This is a genomic window from Caballeronia choica (genome assembly GCF_001544535.1).
GTDB lineage: Bacteria > Pseudomonadota > Gammaproteobacteria > Burkholderiales > Burkholderiaceae > Caballeronia > Caballeronia choica.
The window spans coordinates 1-994 of record NZ_FCON02000508.1 but is presented as its reverse complement, the minus strand read 5'-3'; the positions used below and the strand labels follow the sequence as shown (position 1 = coordinate 994).

Below are 994 nucleotides of genomic sequence, written 5' to 3'. Positions count from 1 at the left end.
CGCCGCTTTCGCGGGCGATTTTCAGCGCCTCGTCGAGCGCGTGGCTCGCGATCGGGCTGCCATCGATGGGAGCAAGAATTCGTGTGTACATGGATAGGCTCGACATGGGGAAAGGCTGAACATGCTCAGTGCGACATCAGGACGGGCAGTGTCATTGAGGCAAGGATCGTGCGGGTCGCACCGCCCATCACGAGTTCCTGCCAGCGCGCGTGGCCGTAGCCGCCCATGACGATGAGATCTGCGCCCAGGTCTGCGGCGCGGGATAGCAGCAGTTCGCCTGCGGACGCGCCCACAACGCACTCGGTCGCCGATACCTCGACCTTTACGCCGTGGCGCGCGATGCTCGTGGCGATATCCGCGCCCGGAAGTCGCGTGCCGTGCGGTTCGTCCCCGCCGGCATCGATCGTGACCAGGGTCACCTGCTTCGCGGCCTTCAAAATGGGCAGCGCATCATGCACGGCGCGGGCCGACTCGCGGCCGCCGTCCCAGGTGATCATCACCCGCTCCCCGACCGACGGGAAGAAGCCTGTGTATGGCACAAGCAGTACAGGCCGGCCTGCGGACATCACAAGCGTTTCGGGAAAGTGGTCACCGATGTACGACTCCGGGTCGTTCGGGTCGTCCTGGCCCGCGATGACGAGATCCGCGCAACGGGCGCTGCGGGGCACCGCCAGATTCGCATGACCGTGTGCCTCGATCCATTCCCCGTCCACGCCCGCGCGTGCCATTTCCGCATGGAAAAGCCGCTCGAGTGCGCCACGCCGCTCGCGGCGCAACGCGTTGTGCGCTTCGAAGTATTCGGCTGAGCCCGCCATCACGTAGAAAGAACGAGCCTCGGGTGTAAACACCGCGTAGAGACCGGTCAGATGCGCTTCGAAACGCTTCGCGAGGCGCAGGGCGAGTTCGAGGCGCGGATGTGCGCGGTCGCTGGCATCGAGATGGACAACGATACTTTTGTAGCTCATCGCTTCTCTCCTGTGGAATACGGGAATGA

The 994-nt window shown here is 64.5% G+C and carries 2 protein-coding genes; both read right to left on the bottom strand.

The genetic code is table 11. The features are described 5' to 3' along the window. Positions 1-91 (bottom strand): universal stress protein (locus AWB68_RS51825; RefSeq protein WP_160110206.1); only part of this gene is annotated, 91 nt, incomplete at its 3' end. Positions 92-125: 34 nt separating this feature from the next. Continuing rightward, the gene (locus AWB68_RS45355) at positions 126-965 is read right to left on the bottom strand and encodes a universal stress protein (protein ID WP_087650500.1); all 840 of its coding nucleotides are present in this window, start codon (positions 963-965) and stop codon (positions 126-128) included. Between the last annotated feature and the right edge of the window lie 29 nt (positions 966-994).